The 24,101-nt window shown below is 68.0% G+C and carries 22 protein-coding genes, 1 tRNA gene and 1 pseudogene; 16 read left to right on the top strand and 8 right to left on the bottom strand.

Annotated elements, in window-relative coordinates; translation table 11 throughout:
* On the top strand, window positions 1–762 hold the full coding sequence (locus tag ACZY0B_RS01035; protein WP_463762077.1) for an oxidoreductase: 762 nt from the start codon (window positions 1–3) through the stop codon (window positions 760–762).
* 437 nt (window positions 763–1,199) lie between these two features.
* On the opposite strand, the gene ACZY0B_RS01040 is transcribed toward ACZY0B_RS01035, so the two are convergent.
* Complete coding sequence (locus ACZY0B_RS01040) at window positions 1,200–2,057, bottom strand: HAD-IB family hydrolase (RefSeq protein WP_463762078.1); 858 nt, start codon at window positions 2,055–2,057, stop codon at window positions 1,200–1,202.
* A 493-nt stretch (window positions 2,058–2,550) separates the two neighbouring features.
* On the opposite strand from ACZY0B_RS01040, the gene ssd reads away from it, so the two are divergent.
* From ssd to ACZY0B_RS01075, 7 genes and pseudogenes are all read left to right on the top strand, one after another.
* A complete protein-coding gene (gene ssd, locus ACZY0B_RS01045) occupies window positions 2,551–3,600 on the top strand; it encodes a septum site-determining protein Ssd (protein ID WP_463762368.1) in 1,050 nt (349 codons plus the stop codon).
* Window positions 3,597–4,772: a TadA family conjugal transfer-associated ATPase gene (locus ACZY0B_RS01050; protein WP_463762079.1), complete on the top strand. Its 1,176-nt coding sequence runs from the start codon at window positions 3,597–3,599 to the stop codon at window positions 4,770–4,772. The genes ssd and ACZY0B_RS01050 overlap by 4 nt, the downstream gene beginning before the upstream one ends.
* Window positions 4,769–5,575 (top strand): type II secretion system F family protein, encoded by an 807-nt coding sequence (locus tag ACZY0B_RS01055; protein ID WP_463762080.1) that lies wholly within the window; start codon window positions 4,769–4,771, stop codon window positions 5,573–5,575. The genes ACZY0B_RS01050 and ACZY0B_RS01055 overlap by 4 nt, the downstream gene beginning before the upstream one ends.
* The gene (locus ACZY0B_RS01060; protein WP_463762081.1) at window positions 5,572–6,165 is read left to right on the top strand and encodes a type II secretion system F family protein; all 594 of its coding nucleotides are present in this window, start codon (window positions 5,572–5,574) and stop codon (window positions 6,163–6,165) included. Before ACZY0B_RS01055 ends, ACZY0B_RS01060 begins: the two co-directional genes overlap by 4 nt.
* Before the next feature lie 24 nt (window positions 6,166–6,189).
* On the top strand, window positions 6,190–6,390 hold the full coding sequence (locus ACZY0B_RS01065; RefSeq protein ID WP_463762082.1) for a DUF4244 domain-containing protein: 201 nt from the start codon (window positions 6,190–6,192) through the stop codon (window positions 6,388–6,390).
* 23 nt (window positions 6,391–6,413) lie between these two features.
* A pseudogene (locus ACZY0B_RS01070) lies at window positions 6,414–6,787 on the top strand (TadE family type IV pilus minor pilin); the annotation flags it as partial.
* On the top strand, window positions 6,733–7,044 hold the full coding sequence (locus tag ACZY0B_RS01075; protein WP_463762083.1) for an Rv3654c family TadE-like protein: 312 nt from the start codon (window positions 6,733–6,735) through the stop codon (window positions 7,042–7,044). The pseudogene ACZY0B_RS01070 and the gene ACZY0B_RS01075, both read left to right, overlap by 55 nt.
* Here the strand turns inward: ACZY0B_RS01075 and ACZY0B_RS01080 are convergent, their stop codons facing one another.
* Complete coding sequence (locus tag ACZY0B_RS01080) at window positions 7,045–8,082, bottom strand: PAS domain-containing protein (protein ID WP_463762084.1); 1,038 nt, start codon at window positions 8,080–8,082, stop codon at window positions 7,045–7,047.
* 312 nt (window positions 8,083–8,394) lie between these two features.
* A complete protein-coding gene (locus ACZY0B_RS01085) occupies window positions 8,395–10,710 on the bottom strand; it encodes a DEAD/DEAH box helicase (protein WP_463762085.1) in 2,316 nt (771 codons plus the stop codon).
* A gap of 248 nt (window positions 10,711–10,958) precedes the next feature.
* Here ACZY0B_RS01085 and cspA point away from each other — a divergent pair, with 248 nt between their 5' ends.
* The 3 genes from cspA (at window position 10,959) to topA (ending at window position 14,993) form a co-directional block, all read left to right on the top strand.
* Window positions 10,959–11,162 carry a cold shock protein CspA gene (gene cspA / locus ACZY0B_RS01090; protein WP_007166602.1) on the top strand — a complete coding sequence of 68 codons (204 nt, stop codon included), beginning with the start codon at window positions 10,959–10,961 and terminating at the stop codon, window positions 11,160–11,162.
* A 178-nt stretch (window positions 11,163–11,340) separates the two neighbouring features.
* Window positions 11,341–11,931: a hypothetical protein gene (locus ACZY0B_RS01095; RefSeq protein WP_463762086.1), complete on the top strand. Its 591-nt coding sequence runs from the start codon at window positions 11,341–11,343 to the stop codon at window positions 11,929–11,931.
* Window positions 11,932–12,203: 272 nt separating this feature from the next.
* Complete coding sequence (topA, locus tag ACZY0B_RS01100) at window positions 12,204–14,993, top strand: type I DNA topoisomerase (RefSeq protein WP_463762087.1); 2,790 nt, start codon at window positions 12,204–12,206, stop codon at window positions 14,991–14,993.
* 12 nt (window positions 14,994–15,005) lie between these two features.
* On the opposite strand, the gene ACZY0B_RS01105 is transcribed toward topA, so the two are convergent.
* Window positions 15,006–16,622: an adenylate/guanylate cyclase domain-containing protein gene (locus ACZY0B_RS01105; RefSeq protein ID WP_463762088.1), complete on the bottom strand. Its 1,617-nt coding sequence runs from the start codon at window positions 16,620–16,622 to the stop codon at window positions 15,006–15,008.
* Window positions 16,623–16,777: 155 nt separating this feature from the next.
* Between ACZY0B_RS01105 and ACZY0B_RS01110 the strand changes: the two genes are divergently transcribed.
* The 4 genes from ACZY0B_RS01110 to ACZY0B_RS01125 all read left to right on the top strand — a co-directional run bounded on the left by ACZY0B_RS01110 (window position 16,778) and on the right by ACZY0B_RS01125 (window position 18,982).
* Window positions 16,778–17,995, top strand: coding sequence for a DNA polymerase III subunit delta' (locus ACZY0B_RS01110; RefSeq protein ID WP_463762089.1), 1,218 nt, complete (start codon window positions 16,778–16,780; stop codon window positions 17,993–17,995).
* A gap of 65 nt (window positions 17,996–18,060) precedes the next feature.
* Window positions 18,061–18,136 (top strand) — tRNA-Thr (locus ACZY0B_RS01115).
* Window positions 18,137–18,264: 128 nt separating this feature from the next.
* Complete coding sequence (locus tag ACZY0B_RS01120; RefSeq protein WP_463762090.1) at window positions 18,265–18,537, top strand: hypothetical protein; 273 nt, start codon at window positions 18,265–18,267, stop codon at window positions 18,535–18,537.
* A 70-nt stretch (window positions 18,538–18,607) separates the two neighbouring features.
* Entirely contained in the window at window positions 18,608–18,982 is a 375-nt protein-coding gene (locus ACZY0B_RS01125; RefSeq protein ID WP_463762091.1) for a DUF3060 domain-containing protein, read from the top strand.
* 18 nt (window positions 18,983–19,000) lie between these two features.
* On the opposite strand, the gene ACZY0B_RS01130 is transcribed toward ACZY0B_RS01125, so the two are convergent.
* Window positions 19,001–20,791: a hypothetical protein gene (locus tag ACZY0B_RS01130; protein ID WP_463762092.1), complete on the bottom strand. Its 1,791-nt coding sequence runs from the start codon at window positions 20,789–20,791 to the stop codon at window positions 19,001–19,003.
* 32 nt (window positions 20,792–20,823) lie between these two features.
* Between ACZY0B_RS01130 and ACZY0B_RS01135 the strand changes: the two genes are divergently transcribed.
* Entirely contained in the window at window positions 20,824–21,768 is a 945-nt protein-coding gene (locus ACZY0B_RS01135) for an NAD-dependent epimerase/dehydratase family protein (protein WP_463762094.1), read from the top strand.
* Here the strand turns inward: ACZY0B_RS01135 and ACZY0B_RS01140 are convergent.
* The 3 genes from ACZY0B_RS01140 to ACZY0B_RS01150 are packed head-to-tail and all read right to left on the bottom strand — an operon-like array spanning window position 21,765 to window position 24,046.
* Window positions 21,765–22,106: a DUF2304 domain-containing protein gene (locus ACZY0B_RS01140; RefSeq protein WP_463762095.1), complete on the bottom strand. Its 342-nt coding sequence runs from the start codon at window positions 22,104–22,106 to the stop codon at window positions 21,765–21,767. The two genes, ACZY0B_RS01135 and ACZY0B_RS01140, sit on opposite strands and share 4 nt — an antisense overlap.
* Before the next feature lie 13 nt (window positions 22,107–22,119).
* Window positions 22,120–22,821 (bottom strand): glycosyltransferase family 2 protein, encoded by a 702-nt coding sequence (locus ACZY0B_RS01145; protein WP_463762096.1) that lies wholly within the window; start codon window positions 22,819–22,821, stop codon window positions 22,120–22,122.
* Between the two features lie 22 nt (window positions 22,822–22,843).
* Window positions 22,844–24,046, bottom strand: coding sequence for a hypothetical protein (locus ACZY0B_RS01150; protein ID WP_463762369.1), 1,203 nt, complete (start codon window positions 24,044–24,046; stop codon window positions 22,844–22,846).
* Window positions 24,047–24,101 lie beyond the last annotated feature (55 nt).

A 24,101-nucleotide genomic window follows, 5' to 3' on the forward strand; every position in this document is an offset into this window, starting at 1 on the left:
GTGACGGCAGACCCGCTGGCCCCGCTGATGGAGCTCCCCGGCGTCGCCGAGGCCAGTGACCGGGCCCGCGACGCGTTGGGCCGCGCGCATCGGCATCGGGCCAATCTTCGGGGCTGGCCGGTAACCGCCGCCGAAGCCTCGTTGCGCGCGGCGCGCGCCTCATCGGTGCTCGATGGCGGCCCGGTGCGGTTCGAGGACTTAGCGGACAGCTCAGGGGTCAACGATCCGGTGTTCGGCGGAGCGCTGCGAGTGGCCCAGGCGCTGGAGGGCGGCGGGGGAGCGCTGGTCGGCATCTGGCAGCGGGCGCCGTTGCAGGCGCTGGCCCGGCTGCACATGCTGGCCGCTGCCGACCAGGTCGATGACGACCAATTGGGCCGACCGCGGGCCGACCCCGAGATCGGGCCGCGTCTCGAGTTGCTCGCCGAGTTGGTGTCCGGCCGCACGCAGGTGCCGGCGCCGGTGGTCGCCGCGGTCGCGCACGGAGAACTGCTGACGCTCAAGCCCTTTGGCAGCGCGGACGGTGTGGTGGCACGCGCGGTGTCTCGCCTGGTGACCATCGCCAGCGGGCTGGATCCGCACGGGCTGGGTGTGCCCGAAGTGAGCTGGATGCGCAAACCCGGCGACTATCGTGCTGCCGCAAGCGGATTCGCCGAAGGCACGCCGCGCGGCGTCGGCACGTGGCTGGTGCTGTGTTGCCGGGCGATGCAGGCCGGCGCGCAAGAAGCGCTGTCGATCGCCGAGTCGTTGCCGGGTAAGAGTTGAGCGACAGCCGGGAAACGGGTCCGGACATGTAGAGCGGGCGGCGTTCCGAAACATTCGGTCCGCCGCCCGCTAGCACGGAACTCGGTTACCAAGCGTGCATCTCTGGGGCTGCGTGGGTGGCCTCGGCGATCTTGCGACGCTTCAAGTCACAACCCCACCCAAAGGGCTGCTCATACTTTCTGCTTTTCGCAATTACGCAGGCCCGCAACACTTCTGCCATTATCGCGGCTATGACTCCGCGTGGGTGCCGGGTACCGTGCTGGGCGCCCGGGTCGGGAGAACGAACCTTCTCTTCCGGATCGATCTTGGCCTTACCGGGCTTCCGTGGTTCCTTTGTACTACTCGAGCCTTAACACAGCAAGGGCCAATTGTGCGAATGTTGCGAAGCGGTATCGGATCGGACCCTTAACAGGTTTGCTGGCGCGGGCGGCGCGGCGCTAGAACGCGAAGCGGCGTAACAGCGAGTAGGTCACCGCGCCGGCGGCCAGCGCGGTGATACTCACCGCGGCCGTGGTGGCGATCGCGGCTCCCGACGGCGCCGGAATGCGGTCTCGCAGAGACACCGGTCGGGAGAAGCTCAGCACGGGCCAACCGCGTTCGCTCGCTTCCTTGCGCAGACCTCGGTCCGGGTTGACCACGCTCGGATGCCCGACGGACTCCAGCATCGGCAGGTCGGTGATCGAGTCCGAGTAGGCGTAGCAGTGTTCCAGCGGGTAGCCCTCGCGGGCGGCCAGCTCGCGGATCGCCTGGACCTTGCCTTCGCCGTAGCAGTAGAAGGCGACCTCGCCGGTGTACTTGCCGTCCTCGACGACCATCCGGGTCGCCATCGCGTGTGTTGCGCCGAGCGCGCGGGCGATCGGGGCGACGATTTCCTCTCCGGAGGCGGAGACCACGACGACGTCGCGGCCGCACAGTTTGTGCGCGGCGATCAGGTCCGCGGCTTCCGCGAACACCAGCGGAGTCACGATGTCGTGCAGCGTTTCGTTGACGATCGACTTGACCTGAGCGGCGTCCCAGCCGGTGCACATATTGGTCATGTGGGTCCGCATGCGGTCCATCTGGTCATGATCGGCACCAGAGAGCAGGAAGATGAATTGGGCGTAGCTGGACTTCAGCACGGCCCGGCGGTTGAGCAGTCCCTGGTCGAAGAACGGTTTGCTGAACGCCAGGGTGCTGGACTTGGCGATGATCGTCTTGTCCAGGTCGAAGAAGGCCGCGGTGCGGGCGTGTGGAGTGCCGGGTGCGGCAGTCTGCGCCGAGGTTTGCTGATGCGCGTCCGGGTCGGAGACGGTCACCGACACAGCATAGGGCGGTCGGACGGCGAGTCCGCCAGGCTGCCCGCGAAATGGGGGTTGAGCAGGGCGTAACAGACGAGGCCAACGGTATTTTTGCGGCTCAACGTGTTCTTCTGAAAAAAACCGCCACTTGCGGCACTCCCCACTGTCGTGTGTATAGTAAGCATTACTCGGCCTGAGCCGAGGGTGTATCAGCCCGACCCCCCGGGGCTGATGCACGACGACCTCCGCCTCCTCCCCCCCTGGCGGGGGTCGTCCCTTTTCTGGGGTAATTCACCCGGCATTCAGGTCATTTCGCACAGCTTCCAATGCGTTGCGGGCACGGTGTTATCTATCGCGCAGGACCGCGCCCATTCGATCGTTTTGTGCACACTTGCGTCTCTCTCCACAAATCCGGCTTTGGGACTGGTGTCCCATCCTGAGCTGCCCGCACGGTGGTGGGGTGACTACCACCACCGGCAGCGAGGCGAGAGGTTCCGCGGGTGTGTTGGCGGTGCTGACCGACGCCAACTTGCGTGACGAGCTGGACCGGGTGGCCGCGGCCGTCGGCGTTCGAGTGGTGCACGCCGGGAGTTCGGCGGTGGGGAGGAAAACCTGGTCGGCGGCCGCGGCGGTGGTGCTCGATGAGGCGGCCGCGGAGCGCTGTGGGCGTGCGGGGATGCCGCGCCGCGCTCACGTCAGCGTGCTGAGCGCCGCCGAACCCGCGGCGGGCACATGGGCGGCCGCCATTGCCGTCGGCGCACAACACGTGCTGAGCCTGCCCGGGCAGGAACACGAACTGGTCCGCGAGCTCGCCGAATCCGCTGAATCGATTCGAGACGCCGGATTGAGCGGCGACGTCGTCGCGGTGATCGGGGGGTGCGGCGGGGCGGGCGCGTCGTTGTTCGCCGCCGCGCTGGCGCGGGCCGCCACCGAGGTGCTGTTGGTGGACCTCGATCCCTGGGGCGGCGGCGCCGATCTGCTGCTCGGCGGTGAGACCACCCCCGGTTTACGCTGGCCCGACTTGGCATTACAGGGCGGACGCCTGCACTGGTCGGCCGTGCGCGACGCGCTGCCGCGTCTGGGCGGCATCAGCTTGCTGTCCGGCACGCGGCGCGGCTACGAGCTGGACGCCAAACCCGTGGACGCCGTCATCGATGCGGGCCGGCGCGGGGGAGTTACCGTCGTATGCGATCTGCCCCGCCGTCTGACCAACGCCACCCAGGCCGCGCTGGACGCCGCGGACCTCGTCGTCGTCGTGAGCCCCTGTGATGTGCGGGCGTGCGCGGCGACCGCGGCGATGACCCCGGTGCTGGCCACGATCAATCCCAACCTCGGCTTGGTCGTTCGGGGCCCATCGCCGGGTGGATTGCGGGCTGTCGACGTCGCCGACATCACCGGCCTACCGCTGCTCGCGTCGATGCGAGCTCAGCCGCAGCTTGCCGAGCAGTTGCAACACGGTGGCCTGCGGCTGGGACGGCGATCGGCGCTTACGGCGGCGGCCCGCCGGGTGCTGGCGGTCCTGCCCCGCGCTGGATCCGGACCGAAAGCCAGGGCGGCGTGAACGGTTCGCTTATTGAGCGGGTGCGCGAGCGGCTCGCCACCGAATCGGCTCCGCTGGGTTCTTCTTTGCGGCCCAACGTGGTTGCTGCCGCGATTCGCGCCGAATCCGGCGGGGTGCTCGGCGACACCGAGGTCCTCGCGAGTCTTCGGGTGCTGCAGACCGAACTGACCGGCGCCGGCGTCCTCGAACCGCTACTGCGCGCGGACGGCACCACCGATGTCCTGGTCACCGCGCCCGACGCCGTGTGGGTCGACGATGGAAACGGTTTGCGACGCAGCCACATCCGGTTTGCCGACGAGGCGGCCGTGCGGCGGTTGGCGCAACGGCTGGCGTTGGCCGCCGGCCGACGCCTCGATGACGCCCAGCCGTGGGTCGACGGCGAGCTGACCGGTTTCGGCGACGGCGGGTTCGCGGTCCGGCTAGACGCGGTGCTACCTCCCGTGGCGGCCGGCGGCACCTGTTTGTCGCTGCGGGTATTGCGGCCGGCCACGCAGGATCTGGCGGCCCTGACCGCGGCGGGCGCGATCGAGCCCCGGGTTGCGGCGTTGGTCGCCGACATCGTCGCGGCCCGGTTGGCCTTCCTGGTCTGTGGCGGCACCGGCGCCGGTAAGACGACTTTGCTGGCGGCCATGCTGGGCGCGGTATCCCCGGCCGAGCGGATCGTATGCGTCGAAGATGCCGCCGAATTGGCGCCCCGCCATCCGCACCTGGTCAAGCTGGTCGCGAGGTGCGCCAATGTCGAAGGCGTGGGCGAGGTTCCGGTGCGCCAACTCGTCCGGCAGGCGTTGCGAATGCGGCCCGACCGAATCGTGGTCGGAGAGGTCAGGGGCGCCGAAGTGGTCGACCTGCTGGCAGCGCTGAACACCGGGCACGACGGTGGGGCGGGCACGGTGCATGCGAACAACCCGGGCGAGGTCCCGGCCCGGCTGGAGGCGCTGGGCGCCCTCGGCGGCCTGGATCGGTCCGCCCTGCACAGCCAGCTCGCCGCGGCGGTGCAGGTGCTGCTGCACGTCGCCCGGGATCGACAGGGTCGGCGCCGACTCGCCGAGATCGCGGTGCTGCGCCTCTTCGACGGGCTAGTCCGGGCGGTGACGGTGTGGCACGCGGAGCAGGGCATGACCGACGACGCGGACGAACTACATCGCTTGCTGCGAAGCCGGTTGCCGGCATGAACGGCCTGACGGTCGCCGCGTTGCTATTAGCGTTGGCGCTCTTGGTCTTTCCCGCCTCGCCGCGGCCGCGACTCGTCCCGGCGACGCGCGCACGCCGACGGGTCGTGGTCGGCACACGCGGGGGCGGCGGCCTCACCGCGTGCGCGGCTGTTATGGCCGCGGCGTTGCTGCCGCTGACGACGGGTCTGGCCGCCGCGATGGTGGCTGGTACGGCGATCGTGCGCTACCGCCGCCGACGGCACACCCGGTGCGCCATCCGGGAGGGCCGGACGCTGGAAGCCGCGCTCGATGTGTTGGTCGGCGAACTGCGCGTGGGCTCGCATCCGGTGCAGGCGTTCGGCGTGGCCGCCGACGAAACGGTTGGCGCGGTTGCCCTGTCGCTGCGTGCCGTCGCGGCGCGGGCGCGATTGGGCGCCGACGTCACAGCCGGCCTGCGCGCCGCGGCACAATCGTCCGCTCAGCCGGCGCATTGGCATCGACTGGCGGTGTGCTGGCAGCTGGCCAGCGATCACGGCCTTGCGATCGCCACGCTGATGCGTACCGCACAACGCGATATCGTTGAGTGTCAACGGTTCTCGGCGCAGGTCAGCTCGGGCATGGCCGGGGCCCGTGCCACCGCGGCGATACTGGGGGGCCTGCCGGTGCTGGGAGTCTTGCTGGGTCAACTGATCGGGGCCCGCCCACTGGGCTTCTTGCTGGGCGGGCAGGCCGGGGGCTGGCTGCTGGTCGTCGGGTCGATGCTGGCCTGCGGCGGGCTGCTGTGGTCGGACCGGATCATCGAGCGTGCGGGAGCCGGGGCGTGAGCATCGCGGCGGTATTGCTGGCCGTGGCATTGCTCATCGGTCCCGGCCCGACGGTAGTGCGGGCGCGCGCCGGGACAACTGTTCGCGCGCACCGGCTGCGGCTGGGGTTGGCCGAAGCGCCGGCTCATCGATCCGACCCGCTGGCCGTCGCGTCCAGCCTGGACGTGCTGGCCGTGTGCCTGGAGGCCGGTATGGCCGTGTCGACCGCGGCGACCGCTACCGCCGCGTCCGCGCCACCGAAGCTGGCGCGGGTGTTGCGGCGGGCCGCTGATCTGCTAGCTCTGGGCGCCGAACCCGCTGTCGCATGGTCGATCTCGCCAGAGGCTGCGGTCGACGTGCAGACCGATGCGCTACTGCGCCTCGCGCGGCGGTCGGCATCCTCGGGCGCGGCGCTGGCCGGCGGCATTGCCGAACTGGCCGACTCTTCTCGTCACGATGCCGCGCACACCGCCGCGGCGGCCGCCGAGCGGGCCGGGGTGCTGATCGCCGGACCACTCGGACTGTGCTTTCTCCCGGCGTTTGTCTGCCTGGGTATTGTCCCGCTGGTGGCGGGGCTGGCCGGAGATGTTCTGCAGTCGGGCTTGCTGTGAAACCGCTACAGAGGGGATGCGTTGATGATCAACATGTTTCGCGTACTGATGGCGCGGATGGCGCTCTTGGCCACCGACGAGTCCGGGATGTCGACGGTCGAATACGCTATCGGCACTATTGCCGCGGCCGCCTTCGGCGCGATCCTCTACACGGTCGTCACCGGCGACTCAATCGTCTCGGCGTTGACCAACATCATCGGTCGCGCACTCAACACCAAGGTCTAGCCGGCTGTGCCGGTTCGAGCACCGTGGAAGCGGCATTGGCGATCGCCACGCTGGCCGTCGTGCTGGTGTTGTGCCTGGCCGGTATCTCGGCGGTGTCGATGCAGGTTCGCTGTGTCGATGCCGCCCGCGAGGCCGCCCGACTGGCCGCGCGCGGTGACGAACGTGCAGCGGTCGACGCGGCGCGTCGCATCGCACCCCGCGGAGCGCGGGTCCAGGTGCACCGTGACGGCGACTTCCTCGTGGCGACCGTCGTCGCGCACTCAAACATCTTGCCAACGTTGGATATTCGGGCCAGGGCGGTATCGGCGGCGGAGCCGTCGGGATGATCGCGGCTCGGCGACCGTGCTCGCGGCGGCGATGCTCGCGGTGCTGCTGTGCGTCACGGGTGCCGGCGCATACCTCGGATCGGTGGTGGTGGTACGCCATCGCGCGCAGGCGGCTGCCGATCTGGCCGCGTTGGCCGCCGCGGCGCGGCTACCGTCTGGAGCGGGCGCGGCCTGCGCCGGGGCGAGGGCGGTAGCCCGCGCGATGCGGGCCGACGACATCGGCTGCCGGGTGGACGATCTCGACGTCGTCGTCACCGTTCGCGTGGCGGTGCCGTTCGCCGGGGTGGCCCAGGCCGCCGCGCGGGCCGGGCCGGTCGACGGGACGTGATCAGCCGTTGTCGCCCGGGTCTTTTGGCAGTCCGGCGCCGGCCAGCTCCTCGTCGCTGGGCAATCGCAGCGAGACCAGCCCGACGAAGGTGTCCGGCTCGAGTTCCACTCGGTTGGCCGTCACGTGCACCGGCACCCAATTGCCGTCGACGCCGCGCATCCGCAGCACCCGGCTAGTCGTTCCCTTGCCGAATTCCGCTGTCATGGCTGACATCTGGGGCACATCGTCCGGATGGACCTTCGGCCTGTCCTTATCGGAGCCCCGCCAGTCATAGAAGGTGCAAGGCTCGTCGAGCCATTTCAACAGTGTCCAGTTGTTGAGGTCGACGAGTGCCCGGTGAACTCCGGCCTGCCGCAACCCGTCGAGGATTCGCAGGGCCAGGTCATCGGTGGAGACCACCGGGCCCTTGAGTTCGGCGCGCCAGTTCATCGCTCGGGCGACCAGGTGGTCCTTGCCGTTCGGCCCGGGCTCCAGCCCACTGCGGCCAATGAAACCTATTCGGATGGGATTTCCCTGCCAGTCGGTGAGATCCCAAGTGCTGCAAATTGTTTGACCAGGCTCGGCCTTGACCGCCATCGCAAGCACTTTGGTTTCGTTCGGATTGAGCTCGCGCGAAGGAAGATCTTCAGCAAACGCTCGGCCAAAGGTGACTTCGACGTCGGGGTTCTTGCCGCTGATGGCCAGTGACTCCCGGGTGTCGGTGGCCACCCCGAGGGTCAGGTCCCACTTCAGTGGGCCCGCGGTCGGCCGCTCGGGCGGTTCGATGTCGGCAGGGCCGGTCCACACATGCACACCGTGGATACAGCCGTCGGACATCACCACCGGTTCCGTGCGGATCACGCGATCGTGCTTGGGCGTGATGCTGGTCAGGCTCTGGCCGCTGCGCATCGACTCAGCGATCGCGGTCCGGACCGCGGCGAGATGGGGACTGCGGCGGAGGAAGGTCGTGATGGGGACCAGGTTCTTGAGTTGCCGCCCCTGAGCTACCACGGCGGGTTCGTCCCCCAGTGTCTCCACGAGCAACCAGTCGTGGGCCATGCCGTCGATTTTAGGGCGCCGACGCGGATCCGGGGTTGCCCGGGCGGGCCCCCGGCGCTCCAGCAAATCCGTCATGACACCAGTTCGGATAGCGGTAATTCGCCTCCAGGGGCGGCTAAGTTACTGATAAGTTTGCAAACGCCATCACAGCCTTGATAGTTTTCTGCTCCGGCCGTTTGGTCGCGCTTTGAGACAACACGCTGGCGTTTCTTCAGTCAAAAGGAAACGCACTCGGCGGTTGTTGTATGCAGATCCGTGGAGGTCGACCGTCGAGGGGTCGGTCGCCGTCCGTCGGAACGCTCAGCGCGATCCTCACGGCAACTCCGCAAGCACCAATCGCAGCACCTGCACGGCACCCGCCTTGTCCAACGGGTCGTTGCCGTTGCCGCACTTGGGGGACTGCACGCACGACGGACAACCCGTTGGGCATTCACACGCCTCGATAGCCGCTGCCGTCGCACTCAACCAGGTGCGTGCCTGGCGGAAGCCGCGGTCGGCGAATCCCGCCCCGCCCGGATACCCGTCGTAGACGAAAACGCTGGGCTCACCCAACGGGCCGAGCGCGGTGGACATCCCGCCGATGTCACCGCGGTCGCAGCTGGCCACCAACGGCAGCAGCCCAATGGCGGCGTGTTCGGCGGCGTGCAACGAGCCAGGAATCCGCGCCGCGTCGACCCCGTTGCGCGCCAACGCCTCCGGCGTGACGGTGTACATGACCGCGGTGGTGTCGAGGACGTGTTCGGGCATGTCCAGCTCGATGAAATCGATGACCTCCCCGGAAAGACGCCGACGCAGGTAACCCACGACCTGGTGGGTGACCCGGACCGGCAGCACGCCCAGGGTGACCGGGCCGAAAGTCGATTGCTCGCCGTTGCCGGTGACCTTGATGTCGGTGATTTCGCGGGCAAATGTCGCATAGCCGGGGTCCTCGGCGTGGACGAAGGCCATTCCGCCCTCGAGATCCAGCGAATCGACGACGTACGTGTCGCCCTGGTGCAGATATACCGCCCCCGGGTGGACCGAGGCGGGGGCCTGGCCCACCCCGGTGCTGCCCAGCAGTCGCCCGGTATCAGCCTCCACGATGACGATCTGGCCACCCGCCGAGCCACGGATGTCCACCGCGCCATGCGGTTCCAGACCGGGCACGGGAAAGTACTTGCCGTTGCGCCGGCGCAACAGCCCGTCGTCGACCAGTCCGTCGGCCACTGGCACGGCGCCGAGCTCTCGGACCTCCGCCTCCTCGAGAGGCAATTCTGTTGCGGCGCAAAGCAGTTGGGGACCGAGAATGTAGGGGTTGGCCGGGTCGATCACCACCCGCTCGACCGGCTTGTCCAACAGCGCCGCGGGATTGTGCACCAGATACGTGTCCAGCGGATCGTCGCGGGCGATCAGCACCACCAGCGCACCCTGCCCGCGCCGGCCCGACCGGCCGGCTTGTTGCCAGAAGGACGCAACCGTCCCGGGAAAACCGGCGAGCACCACCGCATCCAGCCCCGCGATGTCCACGCCCAACTCCAGCGCGTTGGTGGTGGCCAGGCCCCGCAATCGGCCCTCGGCCAGCGCGCGTTCCAGCGCGTTGCGGTCCTCGGCGAGATAACCGGCCCGGTAAGACGCCACTGTGTGCGACAGCTCCGCGGCGACGTCGTCCAGCCGCGCTCGGGCGCCCAGCGCGGTCAATTCCGCCGCGCGCCGGGAACGAACGAAGGTCAGGGTCTGGGCCCCCTCGGCGATCAGATCGGCCATCACCCGCGCCGCCTCGGCACCGGCGGAGCGCCGCACCGGGGCACCGTGCTCGCCGGTGATGTCGGTGCGCAGGGCGGGTTCCCATAACGCCACGGTGCGAGCGCCTTGCGGGGAGCCGTCTTCGGTGACCTCGTCGACCGGCAGGCCGATGAGTTCGGAGGCCGTCGTGCCAGGCGAATCCGTCGTGGCGCTGGCGAAGATCACCGTCGGCGCGGCGGAATAGCGCGCACACAGCCGCAGCAGGCGGCGCAGCACCATCGCCACGTTCGAGCCGAAGACGCCACGGTAGTAATGACATTCGTCGACGATCACGTAGCGCAGGCCGCGCAGCAAGACGGCCCAGCGCGGATGGTTTCGCAAAATAGACAAATGGATCATGTCGGGGTTGGAAAACAGCCATCGGGAACGCTCGCGCGCGAAGCGGCGAACCTCGGCGGGGCTGTCGCCGTCATAGGCGGTGGGCGCGACCTCGAAACCCGGATGGCCCAGTCGCGGGATGGCCGCCGTCAGTGCGTGCGCGGTGCGCAACTGGTCGTGACCCAGGGCCTTCGTCGGCGACAGGTACAGCACCCGGGCCAAGGGGTCCGTCGCCAGCGCATTGAGAACGGGCAGTTGATAGGCCAGCGACTTGCCCGACGCCGTACCGGTGCTGACCACGACATGACGGCCGGCATGGGCCAATTCGGCGGCCTGCGCCTGATGTGACCACGGTGCACTGATACCGCGCTCGGTCAAGGCTCGCACGACGTCGGGTTCGGCCCATTCCGGCCAACTACGGGGCCTGCCGGCGCGGGCCGGCAGCTCCGCGACGTGGCGCAGCGGATGCTCGTCCGGCGCGGTACCGGCAAGCGCGACAGCCAGCAGGTCGCTGCCGAAACTCGCCACGTCACACCTTCCAAGAATCAGTCAGGGACACAAGTCTGTCGCCGACGCGATGAACATGATTGACTGTTTGCGGTCGTAGCTTCTGTGTTCGTGTCAAAACTTCGCAGGATCGACGTTGCGACCCGCGGTTCCTGCGAGGTTAACGGTCGGGTGAAGTTCCGACGACTCCGTGAGGTATGGCGGTGACAACGGGCCCGGAGCACCGAAAAGCGGTGCTCCGCACCTTGAAGAAAAGGAAAGATCGAGAAATGCCACAGGGAACTGTGAAGTGGTTCAACGCGGAGAAGGGGTTCGGTTTCATCGCTCCTGAAGATGGTTCCGCGGACGTTTTTGTCCACTACACGGAGATCCAGGGTTCGGGCTTCCGCACCCTCGAAGAGAATCAGAAGGTCGAGTTCGAGATCGGCCACAGCCCTAAGGGCCCCCAGGCCACCGGAGTCCGCTCCGTCTAAATCGAGCAGATTCTGACGAAAACCCCCCGTGCAATCCGCTCAGCGGGTTCTGCCGGGGGGTTTTCACTATCTATTCACGCGTCCGTCACCTGCACCCGGGAGCGGCCGACCCGCCACGCCGGACGCCGCGCCGAATACCTCGAAGCGGGGACGGACGACCTGGCTTACTGTCGGTGTGGTGAGTCAGCTTTCCTTCTTCACAGCGGAGGCGGTGCCGCCCGCGGTCGCCGATCTGTGTGGAGTGCTGGCGGCTTCTGGCCAGATCGTGACGGTGGGCGTCGCCGAGGCCCGTGGCGCCCGGCTTTCGGTGGTCGTGGATCAGCTCTGGCGCGCCACGGCTCTGGCCGACATGATCGACGAGGCCGGCTTGGTCCCCGAGATCGGCCGCACGGACGAGGACACACCGCTGGTGCGGACGGCGATCGACCCGTCGTTGACCGCGATCGCCGCCGAATGGACCCGCGGCGCGGTCAAGACGGTGCCACCGCGCTGGCTACCCGGCCCGCGCGAGCTGCGGGCGTGGACCATCGTGGCGGGCACACCCGAAGGCGATCACTATCAACTGGGTCTGGATCCACACGCTCCCGACACGCATTCACCGCTGGCGTCGGCCCTGATGCGGGTCGGGATCGCACCCACCCTGATCGGTACCCGCGGCGGGCGCCCGGCGCTGCGGATCAGCGGCCGTCGCAGGCTATCGCGGCTGGTAGAGAACGTGGGGGAACATCCTGACGGCGCCGAGGCGTTGGCGTTGTGGCCCCGGGTTTAGCCGAGCGACCCGGGATCCGCGAGCGGACCGGATCCAGGATCCGCAGGTGCGCGGGGCAGCACCCGCCACTGGGGTTTGGCAGTCGCTAGGACCTGTGTTTTCGGAGAGTCGGTTTGCGTCGGCCCGCCTCTGGGTGCGAAATTGTCAGGTGCCCGAACGGGAAGGAACGCCGGCGTATCTGAAGTTCAGCGGAATTTCACACGTCTGCCTGTCATTCTTCCTGCAGGGCGGTCTCGAACCGAGGCCGGTAGAGAGATGGAGCGTAAGCGCAGGTGGCTGACCCAACAGTAGGCCGCGACAACGGCGGCAATGGCAGCCGGAGGCGACTTGTCATCGTCGAGTCGCCGACGAAAGCGCGCAAACTCGCGGGCTACCTGGGCTCCACGTACATCGTCGAGTCGTCGCGAGGGCACATCCGTGACCTGCCCAGAGCCGCCGCCGACGTGCCCGCCAAGTTCAAGTCGGAGCCCTGGGCCCGGCTCGGAGTGAACGTCGACGCCGACTTCGAACCGCTCTACATCATCAGCCCGGAGAAGAAGAGCACGGTCAGCGAGCTCAAGGGCCTGCTCAAGGACGTCGACGAGCTCTACCTCGCCACGGATGGTGACCGCGAGGGCGAGGCCATCGCCTGGCATCTGATGGAAACGCTGAAGCCACGCATCCCGGTCAAGCGGATGGTGTTCCACGAGATCACCGAGCCGGCCATTCTCGAGGCCGCGCAAAACCCCCGCGACCTCGACATCGACCTGGTCGACGCGCAGGAAACCCGTCGCATCCTGGACCGGCTGTACGGCTATGAAGTCAGTCCGGTGCTGTGGAAGAAGGTCGCGCCCCGGCTGTCGGCGGGCCGGGTGCAGTCCGTGGCCACCCGCATCATCGTGCAGCGCGAACGCGACCGCATGGCGTTCCGCAGCGCGTCGTACTGGGACATCGTCGCTCAGCTGGACGCCAGCGTGTCCGATTCGAATGCTCAGCCGCCCACCTTCACCGCCCGGCTGAGCGCCGTCGACGGATTGCGGGTCGCCACCGGGCGTGATTTCGACTCGCTGGGCACGCTGCGCAAGGCCGACGAAGTCGTGGTGCTCGATGAAGCACGGGCCACGGAACTAGCCACCGGATTACGCGGCGCACAGCTGTCCGTGGCCTCGGTCGAAGAGAAGCCGTACACCCGGCGCCCGTACGCGCCGTTCATGACGTCGACGCTGCAGCAGGAGGCGGGCCGCAAGCTGCGCTTCTCGTCCGAGCGGACGATGAGCATCGCCCAGCGGCTCTACGAAAACGGCTACATCACCTATATGCGTACCGACTCGACGACGCTGTCGCAGTCGGCGATCAGCGCGGCTCGCACTCAGGCCAGTCAGCTCTACGGCGACGAATACGTGTCCCCGTCGCCGCGTCAGTACACCCGGAAGGTCAAGAACGCCCAGGAGGCCCACGAGGCGATCCGCCCGGCGGGTGAGACTTTCGCAACTCCGGATGCGGTGCGCCGTGAACTCGACGGCGACGAGTTCCGCCTCTACGAGCTGATCTGGCAGCGCACGGTGGCCTCGCAGATGGCCGACGCGCGCGGCACCACGCTGAGCTTGCGGATCGCCGGTGCATCGAACGACCAGCAGGTGGTGTTCTCCGCGAGCGGCCGCACCATCACCTTCGCCGGCTTCCTCAAGGCGTACGTGGAAACCGTGGACGAGCTGGCCGGCGGCGAGGCCGACGACGCCGAGCGCCGGCTGCCCCAGCTCACCGAGGGCCAGCGCCTGGATGCCCTCGAGCTCACCCCCGACGGCCATGCCACCAACCCGCCGGCGCGCTACACCGAGGCCTCGCTGATCAAGGCGCTCGAGGAGCTGGGGATCGGCCGCCCGTCGACGTACTCGTCGATCATCAAGACCATCCAGGACCGCGGCTACGTGCACAAGAAGGGCAGCGCGCTGGTGCCCTCGTGGGTCGCGTTCGCCGTCACGGGTCTGCTGGAGCAGCATTTCGGCCGGCTCGTCGACTACGACTTCACCGCGGCGATGGAAGACGAGCTCGATGCGATCGCGTCGGGTAACGAGCAACGCACCAACTGGCTCAACAACTTCTACTTCGGCGGTGACCACGGCGTACCCGACTCGGTGGCTCGCTCAGGTGGGCTCAAGAAGCTCGTCGGCGTCAACCTCGAAGGCATCGATGCCCGAGAAGTCAACTCGATCAAGCTGTTTGACGATGCGCAGGGCCGCCCGGTCTATGTCCGGGTGGGCAAGAACGGTCCCTATCTGGAGCGCACGATCACCGGCGACGATGGTGAGTCAAAGCCGCAGCGCGCCAACCTGAATGACTCCCTGACTCCCGACGAGCTGACGCTCGAGGTAGCCGAAGAGCTTTTCGCCACACCGCAAGAGGGCCGCTCGCTGGGCGTGGATCCCGAAACCGGCCACGAAATCCTGGCCAGGGACGGTCGTTACGGACCGTATGTGACTGAGGTCTTGCCGGAGCCGCCCCCGGACGACGGTGATGCAACCCCGGCGAAGAAGGGCAAGAAGCCGACCGGTCCCAAGCCCCGCACCGGCTCGCTGCTGCGCACCATGGATCTGCAGACCGTCACGCTCGAAGACGCGTTGAGACTGCTGTCACTGCCCAGGGTGGTCGGTGTCGATCCCCAGTCGGGCGAGGAGATCACCGCGCAGAACGGGCGCTATGGCCCATACCTGAAGCGCGGCACAGATTCTCGTTCGCTGGCGACCGAGGAGCAGATGTTCACGATCACGCTCGACGAGGCGCTGAAGATTTACGCCGAGCCGAAACGCCGTGGCAGGCAAGCCGCGTCGGCCCCGCCACTGCGCGAGCTGGGCAATGACCCCGCATCGGGCAAGCCAATGGTGGTGAAGGACGGTCGATTTGGGCCGTATGTCACCGACGGCGAGACCAACGCCAGCCTGCGCAAGGGCGACGACGTGCTGTCGATCACCGACGAGCGGGCCGCCGAGCTGCTGGCCGACCGGCGAGCGCGGGGTCCGGTGAAACGGACCGCGAAGAAGACCACCCGCAAAGCCCCGGCGAAAAAGGCCGCCAAGCGCAGCTAGCGCCCGCGCTGATCACATAATTTCGCTGGATACTTCTTCGACGATGGGCCGCGGGGTCGAAACCGCCGGGGGGACAGCCAGATTCAGCGGCCGGGCCAGCTGAGTGGGCGCGGTGCGACCGCGTAGCTCGACCACCTCGCCGACATCCCAGCACAACGCCTCGGCGTCTAACGCGCCGCTGACCGCGATCGCCGACGCAAGCACGTGGCCGGACTCGAGTTTGGCCAGCTCGGTCAGCCGCGCCGCCTCGTTGACCGGGTCGCCGATCACGGTGTACTCGAAGCGAGCCAGTGCGCCGATATGGCCCGCGATGGCCCGGCCGGAGGACACCCCGATGCCGAACTCGGCCACGCCGATCACCGGCAAGAGTTCATCGTGCAACTCACGGGCGGCCGCCAGTGCGCCACCGGCGGCGTCCGGATGCTCGATGGGTGCACCGAAGATGGCCAGCGCGGCATCGCCCTGGAACTTGTTGACGAAGCCGCCGTGGCGGCCGACGGTGTCGACCACCACGCGGAAGAATTCGTTGAGCAGATGGACCACCTCGGCGGGCGGTCGCGTCGCGGCCAGCTGGGTCGACCCGACCAGGTCGACGAACAGCACCGCGACGTCGCGTTCCTGGCCACCCAGCTCGGTACCGCGCTCGATCGCCCGGCGGGCCACGTCTTCGCCGACGTAGCGACCGAAGAGGTCGCGCAGCCGCTGCCGCTCGGACAGGTCGCGCACCATGTCGTTGAACCCGGCCTGCAGCAGGCCCAGCTCGCTGGCGTCGTAGATCTGCATGTGCGCGTTGTAGTTACCGCGCTGCACCTCCGAGAGCGCCCAGCGCAGCTGGCGAAGCGGGTCGGCGATCGACATGGCCACCAGCAGGGTGCTGATCAGCCCGACGCCCAGCGCCGTCAGGGCCAGCAACAGGATGGGATTGAACAGGCTCTCGGGCGCGGTGTGGAGCAGCGAGACCTTGTCGGCCACCACGGCGAGCACGATCGCCAGCAGCGGCACCGCGGTGGACAGCATCCAGGTCAGGATCTGGCGCAGGATGACGCCGGGCGCCTTGACGTTCTCCGGCACCCCGCTGCGCAGGGCGGCGACCGCCACCGGCCGCAACACCCGTTCGGATTGCAGGTAGCCGATGATCGCGGTGGCCGCGGCCCCCAATGCGGTCGCGACGGTGACGACGGGCGCGGCGAACCTGGCCACCGACCAGCTGGCGACGATGAACACCACACCGCCGATGCACCAGTACACGACGGTGCTCAATGTGCGGTAGTACGGCATGCGCAAGGCGCGACTACGGGCCAGTTCGGTGGCGGCCGGATCGGTCTCGGCGAGCATGTTGTCGCGGCGTTGCCAGCGGAAAACCGGCATCAGCAGTTTGAGGTTGACCACGACACCGACGAGGAACAAGACGACCAACGAGCCGGCGAAGATCGCCAGGTTGAGCGTTGGCAGATCCTGCAGTTGAATACGGTCCTGGGGTGGCAGGCCGTAACGCAGGAAGCCGAGCACGAACAGGGCGCCGATGATGTCGGCCTGCAGCATGCTCAGCGAGAACAGCGGCCACGGGGTGCGCACCACCCACCGGACGAACGCACCGATTCGCCCGGGCAGCGCACCCGGTGTTGCCACCAACCCACCGTATCGGTCGGCAGGGACTAGCCGGTAACCCTAAATCCCTTCGGCAAGTCGCCCGATCCTGGCGAAATGTCGGAAAAGATCACGGAATTGTCGCGATACGGTAGCCAGGCGGTAGACGTCGCTCTGTCTCACTAGTGTTGCCAGTGATGTCCGGAGTGTTTACGCGGCTGGTAGGCCAGGAAGCGGTGGAGGCCGAGCTGCTCGCTGCCGCCCGAGCCACCCGCAGTGATCCCGGTCACAGCACTGGGGACCACGGGACTATGACACATGCGTGGCTCATCACCGGTCCGCCGGGATCGGGGCGCTCAATTGCGGCGCTGTGCTTCGCGGCCGCACTGCAGTGCACCTCCTCTCCTGAAGACGGGGGCCCTGGCTGCGGGCAGTGCCGGGCCTGCACGACGACGATGGCCGGCACCCACGCCGACGTCCGGCGGGTAATCCCCGAGGGCCTGTCCATCGGGGTCGACGAGATGCGCGGCATCGTGCAGATCGCGTCGCGCCGCCCGAGCACCGGACACCGGCAGATCGTGGTGGTCGAGGACGCCGATCGGCTGACCGAAGGTGCCGCCAACGCGCTGCTGAAGGTGGTCGAGGAACCACCGCCGTCGACGGTGTTCCTGCTGTGTGCGCCGTCGGTGGATCCCGAGGACATCGCGGTCACGCTGCGGTCCCGGTGCCGGCACGTCGCACTGGTGACCCCGTCGACCGATTCGATCGCGCAGGTGCTGATCGACAGCGACGGGCTGACCGCCGACACGGCGAGCTGGGCGGCGTCGGTCAGCGGCGGTCACGTGGGGCGGGCGCGCCGGCTCGCGACCGACCCGGAGGCCAGGGAGCGGCGGGAGCGGGCGCTGGGACTGGTCCGTGACGCCGCCACCCCGGCGCGCGCCTATGCCGCCGCCGAGGAATTGGTGGCCGCGGCCGAAACCGAGGCGGTCGTATTGACCGCCGACCGTGCCGAGGCCGAGACCGAGGAGCTGCGGACGGCGCTGGGGGCCGGCGGCACCGGGAAGGGCACCGCCGGGGCGATGCGCGGCGCCACGGGGGCGATCAAGGATCTCGAGCGACGGCAGAAGTCACGCCACACCAGGGCATCGCGCGATGCGCTGGACCGGGCGCTGATCGACCTGGCGACCTACTTCCGGGACGCGCTGGTGGTCTCGGCGCAGGCGGGCGGGGTGCGGGCCAACCATCCGGACATGGCCGAGCGGGTGGCGGCGCTGGCCGCTCATGCCGCGCCCGAGCGGCTGCTGCGCTGCATCGAGGCCGTGCTGGAGTGCCGCGAAGCGCTGGCGGCCAACGTCAAGCCCAAGTTCGCCGTCGACGCGATGGTGGCCACCATCGGCCAAGAACTGCGGGACTGAACGGGTTTGAAATTGAGCACGCGCGCCCGCCTGCCGTAGACTCGTGCCGCCCAGCTAGAGGGCGCGCCGCCTTAGCTCAGTCGGTAGAGCGATTCACTCGTAATGAATAGGTCGGGGGTTCGACTCCCCCAGGCGGCTCCATCAACCGGTGGATTCCACAGTGAGTTCAGTCACCGCGGCCCCGGATCGGGCAGCCTTCCCGTCGCTCCCGCGTTGCAGCTGGCAGTCGCCAGATATCAAGGTGACTTCACACTTCGAGCGAGGTTGACATGGATTCCCATTACCCCATCAGTGAGGCGGTCTGGATCGCGGCGGGCATCATCATGTTGCTGGCCTTCGGAGACGCTTTGGTCCTGTTGGCTCTCGGACTGGCGATCGCGATTATGGCCACGGCCTGGTGGACGTACCGCAGGGCTCAGCAGAGCGCCCAGCGAACTACTGACCTGGCCCCCGTGACGACGCTGCGCCCGGCGTTCACGGTCCAACGCGACCCTAAAAGCACGTTGGCACAAGCGCCGTGGCGCGGGCCGAGCGCCGCTTAAAAGCCAGACGGTTATAAATTCCTCGCCAGGCGGCTCCCTAGGATGGCATCGTCAAGGTATGTGGGCGTCCATGCTTCGCGTGCTGGTGGCGATGGTTGCCGTCTTAGTTGGAAGTGCTTCTGCGACAAGCAATATCGCGTGGGCCGACACGGCGCCTGCCAAAATCGACAACAGTTTCTCGTTTGTGACCTATGACTGCGGAAGTCAATCGCCGATCAGGGTTGTGGGTGAGGACTCAACTATCACGCTGAACGGGTCGTGCGGCGAGGTCGACGTCAGCGGTGTCGCCAACACGGTGAACCTGCAAACCGTCGCCGCCATCGAGGCCACCGGCACGGGCAACCACATCACCTGGGAGAAAGGGCCCGGAGGTGGCGTCCCCCAAATCAGTAACCCGGGGCGCAGCAACGACATCCGGGGACCCGGCGGCATACAAATTGGCTAGCCGGGTTGGGCGCGCGGCTTAGGCCGGCGCGAGGAAGCCCACCGGCCCCGACGCTACGCACAGGGCCAGCGCGGTGGTGTTGGCCCGAACCATGATCGCGTCGCCGGCGCCCGGCAGCCGGGCGTAGACCCGGTTGAGTCCCGGATGCACCGGAACCTTGACACCGGGCCCCTCCGACAGCGAGACGGTCATCGAGCCGTCACTGTTGGCCAGATAGTTGAATTCGACGGTCCAATCGGCGGGCAGCAGCGGCCCGTCGAGCACCATCCGCGCCGGCTTGTCCGGCTGGGCGAAATAGCCACACTGCGGCATCGGCCCGGGTTTGATCTTCCGAATCCAGGTGACTCTCGCGGGGACCAGTCGCCCGGAGCTGTCGAACATTCGCAATTGCGTTGTCGCCGTGGAAAATTCCGGTCTGTCCCGGAGCAGGGCGAACATATGGCTGGCCAGATTCTCCGGGTAGGCCACGCGCTGCAGGATCATCGGGTCGACCTCCTGATCCAGCAGCGGAGCATTCGAATTCGCTTGTGCTGCGGCTAAACTAGCCCGGGCATTGCGCAGATAGGCCTGAGTCGGGTTGTCGCGCCAGCTGGTCAGAAAGGTAGCCGTCGAGTACAGGCTGCTGGCCACGAAAGACACCGCCAAACCTGTTGCCACTACTGCGCGTTGCGGTGACGCATCCAGCCAACGCGCGCCAAGCGACCGATTCGGTGCGCAGAGCCCGACGGCGGCCAACAGCGCCAGCACGACGACGAGATCCGGCAGATAGCGCAGGGTTTGGGCGAGTTCCAGCGCGGTCAGCTTCGACGAGCGCATCAGATAGATCGGCACCTGGCATGCCACGGCGTAACCGGCCGCGGTCAGCCACACCGGGCCGATGCGCTGCTTGCGGACCAGCGTCAGCGCCAGCACCGCGACCAGCACCAGCCAGCCCACTGCCATCGCCAGTGGTGGGGGAGTGGCCCACGGCGAGGCCGGCACCCAGCGGTCCCAGTGCCACGGCCCGCCGGCCAGCCCCGGCACGATGCCGTGGGTGATGGACCGCGACAGCAGATCCCCGGTCATCGCGAGGTCGGAACTCCACCGCTGCTGATTGACCACCGCGAGGTAGATCGCCACCCACGCGACCGTCAGGATCAGCGACGCGACCCACAATCTCGAAGCCCCACGCCAGGCCGTCAGCAGCGCGGATCTCTCACCGCGCACATGGCAGAGCAGGGCGACCACCGCGAACGCGACGAACGGGATCACTGCCGCCTTCTCGAAGAACAGCAACCCGCCCAGGTAGACCAGCAGGCCGGTCAGCGCGTAGCGCTGGTTGCCGGTGCGCACCAGCAGCACCGCGTCGGCGCACACCCAGGCCAGCGCCGCCAGCATCGGCAGCGAGTTCAGCGCCGCCGCCCACCACGCGAACCCCGGTACCCCCAGCGGCGTGAATAGCGCGAACGTCAGCGGGATCAGTAGCACGCGACGCCAGCCGAGGATCACATACAGCGCGCGTAACAGCGCCAGCGAGGCGAGCAGCTGCAGCACCACCAGGCTGATCGCGGGCCCGGTCCAATCCAGCGGAGCCAGCCGGATCAGCACGCCCGCGATCAGGAAGGCCGCCGGCATCACGTGGCCGTCGTGGTCGTCGAACAGGTACGACGACGACAGCAACCCCTCGGTTCCGGCCTTCCCGATCAGGATCAGGTCGTCCCAGTAGAAGTAGCCGCCGAATGCCAGCACCGCGCGTACTACCAGCTGGACCACGATCAGCGCGGCCGCCGCGAGGGCGATCCGCGGCATCCGGGTCATGGCGGCGGGCATGGTTATTGTTTACCGGTCGGTATGGTGGGCCGGTGCACGCACTGGTTACGGGGGCAGCCGGATTCATCGGGTCTACGCTGGTCGACCGCCTGCTGGCGGACGGCCATTCGGTGGTGAGCCTGGACAATTTCGCGTCGGGCAAGGCGAGAAACCTCGAGCACCTGGCCGACGATTCCGCTCACGTCTTTCTCGAGGCGGACATCGTGACCGCGGATCTCAACGCGATCCTCGACGAGCACCGCCCCGAGGTGGTGTTCCACCTGGCGGCGCAGATCGACGTTCGTCACTCGGTGACCGACCCGCAGTTCGATGCCTCGGTCAACGTCATCGGGACGGTGCGGCTGGCCGAGGCCGCGCGCCGCGCCGGTGTTCGCAAAGTCGTGCACACCTCGTCGGGAGGATCCATCTACGGCACCCCTTCGCAGTACCCGACTCCCGAGACCGTGCCGTCCGACCCGGCGTCGCCGTATGCCGCGGGCAAGGTGGCCGGCGAGATCTACCTGAACACCTTCCGGCATCTGTACGGCCTGGACTGCTCGCACATCGCGCCGGCCAACGTCTACGGCCCGCGCCAAGACCCGCACGGCGAAGCGGGCGTGGTGGCGATCTTCGCGCAGGCGCTGCTGTCGGGTAAGCCGACGAAGGTCTTCGGGGACGGCGGCAAGACGCGCGACTACGTGTTCGTCGACGACGTCGTGGACGCCTTCGTCAAGGCGTCCGGGACAGCCGGCAGTGGGCAGCGTTTCAATATCGGCACCGGAATAGAGACCTCCGACCGGCAACTGCACACGGCGGTGGCCGAAGCCGTCGGGGGCCCCGACGACCCGGATTTTCACCCGGACCGGCTCGGCGATCTGAAACGTTCCTGCCTCGATATCAGCTCAGCGGCAAGGGTTTTGGGCTGGCGGCCGCAAGTCGACCTCAAAGATGGCGTGTTTCGCACGGTCGAGTTCTTCCGGCACGCCCAGGCCTACTAGCGCGGCTGGGGCGCCTGTGCGCCGTCGAGCGCGACGGCGCGGGCAAGGCGCGCGTAACGCAACTCCAAGTCCTTGAACCGCATATAGGTGCTAAGCGTGGTGAAGCTGAACGCCATGATCAGCGCATAGAGCATCAGGTCGGTGCCGCGGCGCACGCCGAACCAGTGCGCGACCACGGTGGTGTCGTCGGGCCGCAGCACGGCGTAGATGCCGGCGAGCACGAAGAAGACGTAGCCGACCTTGACCCAGGCCTTCGACCGTGAGCTGCGGCGCGACCGCAGCAGATATATCAGCAGCGCGATGATCGCCCCGATCAGCAGCACCTGGATCCAGTTCATCTTTCAGTCCTTCTCATCTCGGAATCCTCCCGCGGAGGAACCCGTCGAAAATGATGTTGACTCCGTTGAGCAGGGGCTGGCCTTTCGACCTCGAGTATTCGGTGTACAGCACCTCAACCGGCTGTTCGACCACGCGCCAATGGTTTTCGGCGACCAGCATGATGAATTCGTTGGCATGACTCATGCCGCTCATCGTGATGTTCAGCCCGTCGGCGACCGTCTTGTTGAACACCCGCAGCCCATTGTTGGTGTCGGTCAGGCCAAGCCGGCGACCGCGTGGGCTCAATCGCGCGGCGGTCTGCAGCACGATCCGCTTCAGAAATGGCGGCCGGCTGCTCTCCGGCCCGCCGAACCGCGTTCCGATGACGATGTCGACGTCTTCGGCGACGAGCCGGTCGATCATCGCGGCGAGGTCTTTGACGCGATGCTGCCCGTCGGCGTCGAAGGTCGCGAACACCCGCGCCCCGGGCTGCTTGCGGGCGTACTCGACGCCGGTCTGAATGGCCGCGCCCTGACCCAGGTTGACCGGATGGCGGACCAGATGAGCCCCGGCCCGCCTGGCGATCTCGCCGGTGCCGTCCGTGCTGCCGTCGTCGACGCACACGACGTGGTCGAAGACCGAACGCACATCCGCGATCACCTCACCGATGACCGTGGCTTCGTTGTAGGCGGGAATGACGATCCAGGCGCCGGGATAATCCGTTTCGATGTTCACAGGGTAGCCAGGATCAGCCGGTTTAGCGCCCGGCGCGCGCCAGGGCCAGCAGGTGGACGCCGATTCCCACCAGCGGACCGCACAGCAGCGCGACCACGGTGCGGGTCTCCAGCGGCAGCGGCAGCAGCAACAACAGTCCAGACGCCGCGGTGGCCCCGACCCACCCCAGCGCGTACGACCGATGCAGCGCGGAGGCCACCGCGGCCGCGCCGGTGAGCGTCAGCACGGCGATCGACAACGCCGCGCCCGTCAGCCATGCCAACAGCGCGCCGCTGGCGTCGTACTGCGACCCGAAGGCGACCCGCAGCAGCCACGGGCCCACCAGGCCGGCCGCCAGCACCCCGATAGCGCCGATGCCGCCGATGATCGCCGCCGGCGCGAGCAGCGCCCGCAGCCGGTTGCTGCGCTCGTCGACGAAGTGTGCGATCAGGTTGCCCTGCATGGCGGTCAACGGCACCAGCAGCGGCGCGCGGGTCAACGTCACGGCCAGGATGATCACACCGCCTTGTGCCCCAAGCTCATTCGACGTCAGCTTGAGCAGCACCGGGAATCCCATCACCAGAATCGCGCTGGCGCCGGCCGCGGTGATCGAATGCGCGGTGCCCCGCAAGAACGTCGCGGTGTTGCCGGGCGTCAGCAGCCGGGCCGTCGCGCGGACCGTGGGTGAGGCCGCCAGGATGATCAGCCAGGCCACCGCGCCGGCCACCGTCGCCCACAAGAATCCGGTCAACCCCCAGCCGAGCACGAACGTGGCCGCGGCGATCGCCACCCGCATGACCGCGTCGGTCACCATCAGAGCCCCGTACTGGGTCCATTGATCGGTGCCGGCCAACATGCCGAGCAGGGTGGCGTGCAGACAGAACCCGGCCAGGCCGACGGCCAGCAGCGCTACCGACAGCCAGCGTTGTTCCACGAACACCCGCGCGCCCCACAGCGGTGAGCTGCCCGCGATCACGACGGCCGCCGCGACGCCGACCATCGCGGCGACGCGCAGCGGGTGGTTGCGCGATTCGGGAGTGGGCAACGCGTCGATGTAACGCGTGGCACGGACCTCCCGGGTGGTTTCCTGCAGCAGGCCGAAGGCGGCGCCGGTGACCAAGCCGAACGCGCCCCAGAAGACCCCGAACACCGAGAAGCCGCTCGGAGCCAGGTCACGAGCCGCCAGATAGATCACCGCGTAGCCGCACAGCGCGGTCAGCGCGGTCGCGGCGCCGACCCGGGCCATGCTGCTGCGCGCGACCGGCCCCTGGGACGCTCCCGCGGCCCCGGCAGCGCCCAAC

The sequence above is a fragment of the Mycobacterium sp. IDUB_19 genome (assembly GCF_055419445.1).

Excerpts from the sequence above, each read along its gene's own strand:
- ACZY0B_RS01055 (WP_463762080.1), top strand. The coding sequence starts at position 4,769 with ATGAACGGCCTGACGGTCGCCGCGTTGCTATTAGCGTTGGCGCTCTTG.
- ACZY0B_RS01065 (WP_463762082.1), top strand. The coding sequence starts at position 6,190 with ATGATCAACATGTTTCGCGTACTGATGGCGCGGATGGCGCTCTTGGCC.
- ACZY0B_RS01080 (WP_463762084.1), bottom strand. The coding sequence starts at position 8,082 with ATGGCCCACGACTGGTTGCTCGTGGAGACACTGGGGGACGAACCCGCC.
- cspA (WP_007166602.1), top strand. The coding sequence starts at position 10,959 with ATGCCACAGGGAACTGTGAAGTGGTTCAACGCGGAGAAGGGGTTCGGT.
- ACZY0B_RS01110 (WP_463762089.1), top strand. The coding sequence starts at position 16,778 with ATGTCCGGAGTGTTTACGCGGCTGGTAGGCCAGGAAGCGGTGGAGGCC.
- ACZY0B_RS01120 (WP_463762090.1), top strand. The coding sequence starts at position 18,265 with ATGGATTCCCATTACCCCATCAGTGAGGCGGTCTGGATCGCGGCGGGC.
- ACZY0B_RS01125 (WP_463762091.1), top strand. The coding sequence starts at position 18,608 with ATGCTTCGCGTGCTGGTGGCGATGGTTGCCGTCTTAGTTGGAAGTGCT.
- ACZY0B_RS01130 (WP_463762092.1), bottom strand. The coding sequence starts at position 20,791 with ATGCCCGCCGCCATGACCCGGATGCCGCGGATCGCCCTCGCGGCGGCC.
- ACZY0B_RS01140 (WP_463762095.1), bottom strand. The coding sequence starts at position 22,106 with ATGAACTGGATCCAGGTGCTGCTGATCGGGGCGATCATCGCGCTGCTG.
- ACZY0B_RS01150 (WP_463762369.1), bottom strand. The coding sequence starts at position 24,046 with ATGGCCCGGGTCGGCGCCGCGACCGCGCTGACCGCGCTGTGCGGCTAC.